The organism is Agrobacterium sp. CNPSo 2736, from assembly GCF_004005385.1.
Lineage (GTDB): Bacteria > Pseudomonadota > Alphaproteobacteria > Rhizobiales > Rhizobiaceae > Agrobacterium > Agrobacterium leguminum.
The window spans coordinates 1-9,395 of sequence record NZ_RZTX01000039.1 but is presented as its reverse complement, the minus strand read 5'-3'; the positions used below and the strand labels follow the sequence as shown (position 1 = coordinate 9,395).

Genomic DNA, 9,395 nt, shown 5'->3' with positions numbered 1-9,395 from the left:
TCAAGCGGACTGGCGTCCCAAATCCCATCCGAGATGAAATGATGCAGACGGTCGTAGTGATCGGGCGCAAGGCGTTCCGCCATCGGCTCGATACTCTTGCGATCACCCGGTCCGATCAGGCCTGAAATATATACCGGGCACATATGCCGCCGCTTTTTGTGACCAAGCTTCTCAACGAACGGCTTCAGCCAATCCGCCAGTGCAATATCCTGCTCCACCATCCACCGCACCCCTTTTGAGGGGCCAAAGATGGCCGATCATCGTTAACCGTCGGTTAATCTGCCAAAGTAGTGCTAGGTCGTCCCTCGGCGCCAAAAATTGATCGATTCCCATCCCAAGATCTCGGACGGTCCTGTGTTGCGCATGAAAACTGTAGGAATGGGTGACGATGCTAGCGCGCTCATCCGTGAGGATCCGCAATTGTTTTAAGTGGAGATCTATTCTTTCGCGGAGCGGGTTGGGGTGGTAGCGGTGGGGATGGTCTCGCGGCAAGTTCGGTCGCATCCTCGATTGCGATACCTGTCATACACAATAACCGGATGACCACCTCATCGATCGAGCCGGAAGGCAATCCATTCTTGGTGATGTCGAGTGCGAAGCCGACGATTGCGTGTGAAGTCAGGCGCCAGACAAGGGCAGGATCGGAGACATTGAATCGGCCAGCTTCGGTGGCGAGGTGCATGTCCCTAATCGGGTATGGACCCATGCGCCGATAAAGAGCGTCAGCCATGACTTCGGAACGATGAAGCAATTGCTTCCATCGGACATCGCCGGTGGCGGTCTCGATCACCTTTCTGATACCGAAAGCGTAAACCTGGGCCGAGTCCGAGAAAGTATCCGTCACGTCCTCGATGCGCTCGGCGAGCCGCTCCATGATATTCTCCAGCACGGCAACCGCCAGATCGTCCTTGGACTTAAAATAGTTGTAGACCGTTCCCGCGCCGACATCCGCACGTTCTGCAATCTCCTGCATCGTTGCGGCGTCGATGCCCTTCTCGGACATCACCTCTTCACCGGCCTCCAGCAATGCAACGCGGTTCCGCTTCTGGCGCCGGGCGACCCGCCCCTCTGCATGCTTTGTATCCATACTCTCTCGTCCTTGCTTCAATTTTCACGTCCGAACCACATTCGGATACGAAGTCATCGACACTACTACTGATGCCTGAAAATGCTGGAGAAGCGCCAGAATGGTTCATCACGCATGATGACAGCCAATTCAACGGCTGGCGACGAGATTCTTGCTATCGGCGCCCCATTCCTCGATTTCGTTAGCGAGTAATATTCTATATTGAATGTTATTCATTTTTGAACTAACGTCAATTTCCGAGGAGAACCTGGAGGAGTTTTTTGGTGAGGAGCGCCCACGGACGCTGACGTCCTACGCGTCTTTACGGCCTGCATTCCCAGAATACAGCACAGGCGACGGTCTCTCGGGATCGCCCTGAAGGCTGCGAAACTTACCCGGATAGCTGCATTTGACCGGACTACCTGTCCGGCAAGGGCGCCCCTGTGCGCCTCGATGACCTGTGTTTGAAGATGATGGAGGAAAAGTTGAGCGACAAGTCGAGCCGAATCTTGCCGGAAGGCGAGCCCTTTCATGCGGATGTCGCAATCGTCGGCGGTGGCCCCGTCGGGACCCTTCTTGCGATACTCCTGGGCAAGACGGGCAAGAAGGTCGCCCTGATCGAGCGCTGGACCGAAACCTATGGTCGTCCGCGCGCGGTGACCTACGATCACGAGATTGCTCGAATTCTGGCGGTGCTCGGCATCGACAGCGAGAACGATCCGGCCATCAACTACCACGATGAACTCTACTACTGGAAAGACGCCAACGGCGAGAACATCCAGATCGTCGATTGGCAGAGCACTTCCGCATCGGGCTGGCGTGTCCGCTACTGGTTCAATCAGCCGCACCTGGAAAAGCGGCTGACGGGGATTTCCTCCCAATACCCGAGCATCACCCATATCAACGGCTTCGAGGCAAGTGATCTCGTTCAGGACGAGCACGGCGTCACGCTGACCCTGCAGCGTAACCCGGTCGAGGATGCCGAAAGCAAGGCGAAGCTCACCGTTCATGCCAAATATGTCGTGGGTGCGGATGGGGCCAACAGCTTCGTTCGGCAGGTGCTTGGCATCGAAAACGAGGACAAGGGCTACTTCTTCGACTGGCTGATCCTCGACATGATCCCGCACGGCGAATACGTGATGGAACCGGCGCAGTGGCAGCTTTGCGACCCTCGCCGTCCGACCACGATCGTTCCCGGTGGTCCGGGCCGCCGTCGCTGGGAATACATGGTGCTCCCCGGCGAAAATCCGGCTGATCTGGCATTGGAAGACAATGCATGGAAGCTGCTGGAACCGTGGGGCCTGACCCGCGAGAACGCCACTCTGGAACGCAGCGCCGTCTATCGCTTTCAGGCCCGCTGGGCCAGAGAGTGGAATGCGGGCCGCTGCGCGATTGCCGGTGACGCGGCGCATCTGATGCCGCCCTTTGCCGGGGAAGGCATGTGTGCTGGCCTGCGGGATGCCTTTGCGCTCGGCTGGCGCCTGAACGGTATTCTCGACGGCACGCTGTCCGACAAGGTGCTGGACAGCTATACGACCGAGCGCCTCGAACACGCCAAGCATTACATCGACTTCAGCCAGCAGCTCGGCAAGATCATCTGTATTTCCGACCCCGAGGAAGCGGCCGCGCGCGACCGCCAGATGAAGGCCGAGCTCGAAGCGCGGAACTTCGAGCCCGTTCCTACCGATATTTGCCAGCTGGGACCCGGTATCTGGGCGCCGGAATCGCACCATGCCGGCGAACTGTCCGTGCAGGGCGTGGTCGAGGCGAATGGCAGGAAGGATCGTTTCGATCAGGCCGTCGGCTTCGGCTGGATGCTGCTGGGGCTCGACACCAACCCGGCGGATGCTCTGCACCCGGATCAGTTGCGTAATCTCCAAAGACTTGGCGGTCAGGCCATCCGTATCGGTCAGGCGGGCACGTCCTGCGATGCGGTCGACAGCGAAGGGACGTACGCCAGATGGCTGGAAGGTATTGGAGCCCGATACGTTCTGCTCCGTCCCGACTTCTACGTCGCCGTTACCGCCTCGACCCCCGAAGAATTCCGTCATCGGTTTGATCGCGTGATCGAGCAGCTTTGCCTGAACAATGTCGCGGAGCGAGCGGTCGCCTGAAAATCCGGGAGCCTGAGCGGCACCGCCGTCAGGCTCCCGAGAAACACGCTGAAGGAACGGGGTCATGGACCACTCATTTATCTATACGGGTAATCCCGCCCGCATCCTTTTCGGATCGGGCAAGGCGGCGCAGCTTGGCGAAGAGATCCGCCGACTGGGCGCAAGCCGTGCCCTGCTGCTTTCGACGCCGTTTCAGAAGACCGATGTCGAAGCGATCGCCGGAACGCTGGGCGATCTCGCCGCCGGAGTGTTCGCGGAGACGACCATGCACACGCCCGTCGAGGTGACGGAAAAGGCGTTGTCGGTTTACGCGGCATCGGGGGCCGACTGTCTCGTCGCCTTCGGCGGCGGCTCGACGATCGGTCTGGGGAAAGCCCTCGCCTATCGCAACGACGCGCCCCAGATCGTCATCGCGACCACTTATGCAGGCTCGGAGGTCACGCCTATCCTCGGACAGACCGAGCGGGGCGTGAAGACGACCGTGCGCGGTCCCTCGATCCTTCCCGAAACGGTGATCTACGACCCCGACCTCACCCATGGCCTTCCGGTCGCCATGAGCATCACATCCGGTCTGAACGCGATCGCCCATGCAGTCGAGGGGCTTTATGCGCAGGACAGGAACCCGATCGCATCGATGATGGCGCTCGAAGGCATCCACGCTCTGAAGCTGGCGCTTCCAGCGATTGCCGGAAACCCGGGCGATGCCGCGCCGCGCTCGAATGCGCTTTACGGCTCCTGGCTCTGCGGCACCGTGCTCGGCATGGTCGGAATGGCTCTTCATCACAAGATCTGCCACACGCTGGGCGGCAGTTTCGATCTGCCGCATGCGGAAACACACGCCGTGATGCTGCCGCACACCGTCGCCTATACCGAAAAGGCCGTCCCGGATCTGCTGGCGTCGGTGGCCCGGCTATTCGGTGCGCCCACCGCAGGCGAAGCCCTGTACGACTTTTCTGCCGCGTTGGGGGCGCCCATGAGCCTCAAGGCGCTTGGCCTCTCATTGGACGATCTCGACCGTGCCGCGGAGCTCGCCACCACCAATCCCTATTGGAACCCACGGCCCGTGGAGAGGCAGGCGATCCGCGACCTGCTGCAACGGGCATGGAGCGGTTCACGACCAGACTAAATCGCAAGAAACGGGAGGAGAATGCGATGATTACCAGACGGACACTACTGAAAACGACCGCAGCCGCCTACGCTGCCGGTTTCGCCATACCGGCCCTTGCCGGAAGCGCCAGGATCAAGGTCGGCTACGTGACCCCTCAGTCCGGCCCGCTTTCGGCTTTTGCCGAGGCCGACAAATACATGGTTGCCAGGTTCCTCGACAGCGCCAAGGCCCTCGGCCTCGACGTGGAGGTGATCGTCAAGGACAGCCAGTCCAATCCGAACCGGGCGGCAGAAGTCGCCAAGGAACTGATAAGCCGCGACGAGGTGAACCTCATTCTGGTCGCCTCCACGCCGGAGACCACCAATCCGGTCTGCGCCATTGCCGAGAGCGAAGAGGTGCCGGTCATTTCTTCCGTCGCTCCGTGGCAGCCTTGGTTCATCGGACAGCAGGGAAATCCCGCCGACCCCGCGAGCTGGCAGGAGTTCGACTACGCCTATCACTTCTTCTGGGGCCTTGAGGACAATGTTTCGGTCTTCCTGAACATGTGGAAAAGCCTCGACACCAACAAGCAGGTCGGCGCCCTTTGGCCGAACGATGGCGACGGCAATGCCTGGGCATCCGAGGTCGGCATGCCGCCGGCGGCAAAGACGGCGGGATACAATCTGACCGACCCCGGCCGCTACCAGAACCTGACGGACGACTTCAGCGCCCAGATCAACGCGTTCAAGCAGTCTGGCTGCGATATCGTCACCGGCATTCCGATCCCGCCGGACTTCACCACGTTCTGGACCCAGTCGGCTCAGCAGGGCTTCAAGCCCAGGATCGTATCCATCGCAAAGGCGCTTCTCTTCCCCGAAAGCGTCGCCGCGCTGGATGACCTTGGTCATAATCTGACGGCGGAAATCTACTGGTCGCCAGCTTTCCCCTACAATTCCTCGCTGACCGGCGAAAGTGCTGCCGAACTGGCCGACGGCTTTTCGAAGTCGGCAAAGCGCCAGTGGACGCAGCCCGTCGGCTTCACCCATGCGCTGTTCGAACTCGCCGCCGACGTCCTGAAGCGGGCGTCGGACCCCACCGACAGCAAAGCGCTGGTGGAAGCCATTTCCGGAACCAATCTCGATACCGTGGTCGGCAACATCCGGTGGGGCAAGGACAATGTTCCTCCCTTTGCTCGCAAGAACGTCGCCAAGACGCCGCTGGTCGGCGGGCAGTGGCGGCGCAAGAGCGACGGAACCTTCGATCTCGTCATCGTTGAAAACGCCAACGCGCCGGAGATCCCCCTTGGGGGCACTCTGGAGCTTCTTGGCTGAGGCGCAGGCCGGCCGGCGCAGCCCGCGTCGGCCGGGTCTCTTCACGATGTCTGACGATCCATCGGAGCGAACATGTCGGTCCTATCTCTAAAAGCCGTATCGAAGTCTTTCGGCGCCCTGAAGGTGACGGATGACGTCAGCTTCGATCTGGGCAGCGGTGAAGCCCTTGGCATCATCGGCCCGAACGGTGCGGGCAAATCCACGCTCTTCAATCTTATCACGGGCAATTTCGCGGTCGACAAGGGCCAGATATTTCTCGACGGTCTCGATGTCACCCGCGAGAGCGCGATGATGCGCTGCGCAAGCGGCATCGGCCGATCGTTCCAGATACCGCAACCGTTCGGCCGGCTCTCCGTCTACGAAAACCTTCTGGTCGCCGCCCGGTTCGGAGGAACCGTCCCGGCCACTGAAGCGCCCGATTTCTGCATGGACATTCTCGAGCGCACGCGCCTGGCGACGCTGGCGAACAGGGAAGCCGGCGGCCTGCCCCTGCTTCAGCGCAAGCGCCTGGAACTGGCGCGCGCGATGGCGACCAGACCGCGAGTCATCCTGCTCGACGAAATCGCGGGTGGACTGACCGAGGCGGAGTGTCGGGAACTAGTCGACACCATCCGCGAAATCCACGCCGGAGGCACGGCGATCATCTGGATCGAACACGTCCTCCACGCTCTCAACAGCGTCGTCGAACGCCTGATGGTGCTGAATTTCGGTCAGGTCCTCATGGCCGGCCCGCCGGAAGAAGTCATGGCGTCGCGTGCGGTTCAGGAAATCTATCTGGGGATCGAGGCATGAGCGGACACCTTCTCGAAATCAGTGGCCTGACGGCCTCCTATGGCGACTTTCAGGCTCTGTTCGGCATCGACATGTATCTGGATACAGGTGAAACGGTTGCGATGATCGGCGCGAACGGTGCGGGAAAAAGCACCCTGATGCGCGCGCTTACCGGGATCGTCCGGGTCGGATCCGGCAGCGTCGTGCTGGACGGGATCCATATCGATCATCTCGATGCCCCGGACATTCTTCTCAAAGGTATCGCCACGGTACCGGAGGGGCGACGGCTCTTTCCCTCGCTGACGGTCGAAGAGAACCTTTTGATCGGCGCCCATGCCCGCAAGGGGGATGGGCCGTGGAACCTGCAGAGCCTCTACGAGCTGTTTCCGATTCTTGCCGAACGCCGGCACAGCCCGGGCACGGCCCTGTCCGGGGGACAACAGCAGATGGTCGCCATCGGCCGTGCGCTGATGAGCAATCCCCGGGTGCTGCTTTGCGACGAACTCTCCCTCGGTCTGGCACCTGTCATCATCAAGGACATCTATGCCGCGGTGCCGAGGATCGAGGCGGCCGGAACCTCGATCGTGGTCGTCGAACAGGACATCGGCCAGGCGCTGAAGGTCGCGGACCGCGTCTACTGCATGGCGGAGGGACGGATCACGCTTAAGGGGCGCCCCGCCGACCTGTCGCGCGAGGCCATCCATGACGCCTATTTCGGAGTTCACGCATGATAACCCTCAATACCATCATGCAGGGCATCCTGCTCGGCGGGCTCTATACCCTGTTCGCCGCCGGTCTCAGCCTTGTCTTCGGGATCATGCGTCTGGTCAATCTCGCCCATGGCGACCTGATTGTCCTCTCGGCATATCTCATTCTCGTCATTGCGAGCGCGTTCGGATTGCATCCGTTCCTTGCCGTTCTCGCGGCCGCGCCCGTGATGTTTGCCGCTGGGTGGCTGCTGCAGACCCATGTGCTCAACAGGGTGCTCGGCGACGACCTGCTGCCGCCGTTGCTGGTGACCTTCGGCCTGTCGGTGGTCATCCAGAACGGATTGCTTGAGGGTTTCTCGGCGAACAGCCAGAAGCTCTCCGCCGGATCGATCGAGACGCAATCGTTGCAACTAGGCTCGCTGTCGCTCGGCATCATGCCGCTTCTTACGCTCGCCACCGCCGTGCTCGTCATCTTCGCGCTGAACAGGCTCTTCTACACCACCGCGCTGGGCCGTGCATTCCGTGCGACATCGGATGACACGGTGACAGCCCGCCTGATGGGCATCCGGCCGAACAGGATCTTCGCCATCGCGACCGGGCTTGCGCTCGTCGTGTCCTGCATCGCGGCCGTCTATCTCGGCACGCGAGCGAACTTCGACCCCTCGATCGGACCCGCGCGCCTGCTTTACGCCTTCGAGGCCGTCATCATCGGTGGTCTGGGCAGTCTCTGGGGAACACTTGCCGGCGGCATCGTCATCGGTCTGGCCCAGGCGATCGGCGCGGCGGTGAACCCCGAGTGGCAAATTCTCGCCGGCCATCTCGCCTTCGTCGCCGTTCTTCTTGTCAGTCCCCGCGGCCTCTTTCCCCGCGCAAACGATTGAGGCCAGAAGCCATGAACAATCCAACCCACACTCTCTCGCGCCTTGCAGCAATGCTCCTGTCCCTCATCACTATCGGAGCCCTGTTCGCAGTTCCCTTCTTCGCGCCACGCGCCATCGTTCAGGATCTGTTCGGTGTATTGACGCTGCTCGTCCTCGCCCTGAACTGGAACATGCTCGCGGGGTTTGCCGGCCTCGTCTCGGTCGGGCAGCAGGCTTTCGTCGGCATCGGCGCCTATGCGATGTTCGCGGCCGTCATCCTGTGGGGGCTCGACCCCATGGTGGGGATACTCATCGGCGGTCTGGCCGCGACCCTGTTCGCCATACCGATGGCCTTCTTCACCTTTCGCCTTAACGGCGCCTATTTCGCCATCGGCACCTGGGTTGTCGCCGACATCGCGCGACTGGCTGCGGGACAGTGGACCGCTCTGGGAGGCGGAACCGGAACATCGCTGCCGAAGGGCACGGCGAAGGATATGTTCGGTGTCGAGGCGATCAAGGGGTTGCTCGATGTGAGTTCCGCCGCTGCCGCCGACGCCCTGACATATTGGGTTGCGCTGACGCTCGCACTCCTTCTGCTTGTTGCCTCCTACCTTTTCCTGAGGTCTCGAATGGGACTGGGCCTTCAGGCCATCCGCGACAACGCCAATGCAGCCCGTTCGGTCGGGGTGGATCCGGTGCGCATCAAGGCGGCGGTCTTCGTTCTCACGGCATTGGGAACCGGCCTGTGCGGCGCGCTCATGTTCATGCAGATCACGCGTGTCACGCCGGATGCAGCCTTTTCGGTAATCGACTGGACGGCGTTCGTGATCTTCGTCGTCGTTATCGGAGGCATAGGGACGTTGCCCGGGCCGATCGTCGGCGTCGCCGTCTTCTACTGCCTCCAGCGGCTGATGGCCGACTATGGCACGGCCTACCTGATCGTCCTCGGCCTTCTCGGCATAGCGATCATGCTTTTTGCCCGCTGGGGCCTTTGGGGCACGTTTGTCGACCGCACAGGCCTTGATCTCCTGCCGCTCCGTCATCTGGCGCCGTCCAGGCACGGACCTGAAAATGTCCCTCAACTGACAGTCAGCGAGCCGGCGGCATGAACAACAGACATCCCGTTACATCCATGCAGGAGCAAATTCCGATGAGTGACTATTTTACCGAGGAAGGCTCGGTCGAGGCCGTAAACGCTCGCATGGGGCCGGGCACAAACCCGCGCCTTGCCGAAGTGATGGCGTGTCTCGTCAAACATCTGCATGCCTTTGCGAAGGAAATTCAGCTGACCCAGGAGGAATGGGAAACCGGCATCGATTTCCTGACGAAGACCGGGCAGATCTGCAGCCAGGAACGGCAGGAGTTCATCCTGCTGTCCGATACGCTCGGCTTTTCCATGCTGGTCGACGCCATCAACAATCGCCGGCCGGCGGGGGCAACGGAAAACACGGTGTTC

10 protein-coding genes are annotated in these 9,395 nt (G+C 61.2%); 8 read left to right on the top strand and 2 right to left on the bottom strand.

All coding sequences use genetic code 11. The annotated features are described in order from the left end of the window. The coding region (locus EM858_RS26665; protein WP_164865577.1) for a transposase at positions 1 to 221 on the bottom strand (221 nt) is incomplete at its 3' end. 179 nt (positions 222 to 400) lie between these two features. Next, a complete protein-coding gene (locus EM858_RS26660) occupies positions 401 to 1,087 on the bottom strand; it encodes a TetR/AcrR family transcriptional regulator (RefSeq protein ID WP_127758544.1) in 687 nt (228 codons plus the stop codon). A gap of 464 nt (positions 1,088 to 1,551) precedes the next feature. On the opposite strand from EM858_RS26660, the gene EM858_RS26655 reads away from it, so the two are divergent. From EM858_RS26655 to EM858_RS26620, 8 genes are all read left to right on the top strand, one after another. Next, positions 1,552 to 3,180, top strand: coding sequence for a bifunctional 3-(3-hydroxy-phenyl)propionate/3-hydroxycinnamic acid hydroxylase (locus EM858_RS26655; protein ID WP_164865582.1), 1,629 nt, complete (start codon positions 1,552 to 1,554; stop codon positions 3,178 to 3,180). Between the two features lie 64 nt (positions 3,181 to 3,244). Beyond that, positions 3,245 to 4,306, top strand: coding sequence for a maleylacetate reductase (locus EM858_RS26650; RefSeq protein WP_127758543.1), 1,062 nt, complete (start codon positions 3,245 to 3,247; stop codon positions 4,304 to 4,306). 26 nt (positions 4,307 to 4,332) lie between these two features. After that, a complete protein-coding gene (locus EM858_RS26645) occupies positions 4,333 to 5,598 on the top strand; it encodes an ABC transporter substrate-binding protein (RefSeq protein WP_127758542.1) in 1,266 nt (421 codons plus the stop codon). A 72-nt stretch (positions 5,599 to 5,670) separates the two neighbouring features. Further along, positions 5,671 to 6,390, top strand: a complete 720-nt coding sequence (locus EM858_RS26640; protein WP_127758541.1) for an ABC transporter ATP-binding protein — start codon at positions 5,671 to 5,673, stop codon at positions 6,388 to 6,390. Next, entirely contained in the window at positions 6,387 to 7,100 is a 714-nt protein-coding gene (locus EM858_RS26635; protein ID WP_127758540.1) for an ABC transporter ATP-binding protein, read from the top strand. The genes EM858_RS26640 and EM858_RS26635 overlap by 4 nt, the downstream gene beginning before the upstream one ends. Further along, entirely contained in the window at positions 7,097 to 7,960 is an 864-nt protein-coding gene (locus EM858_RS26630; RefSeq protein WP_127758539.1) for a branched-chain amino acid ABC transporter permease, read from the top strand. The genes EM858_RS26635 and EM858_RS26630 overlap by 4 nt, the downstream gene beginning before the upstream one ends. Before the next feature lie 11 nt (positions 7,961 to 7,971). After that, entirely contained in the window at positions 7,972 to 9,048 is a 1,077-nt protein-coding gene (locus EM858_RS26625; RefSeq protein WP_127758538.1) for a branched-chain amino acid ABC transporter permease, read from the top strand. Between the two features lie 41 nt (positions 9,049 to 9,089). Next, positions 9,090 to 9,395: dioxygenase (locus EM858_RS26620; protein ID WP_280960155.1), on the top strand; the 306-nt coding region annotated here is incomplete at its 3' end.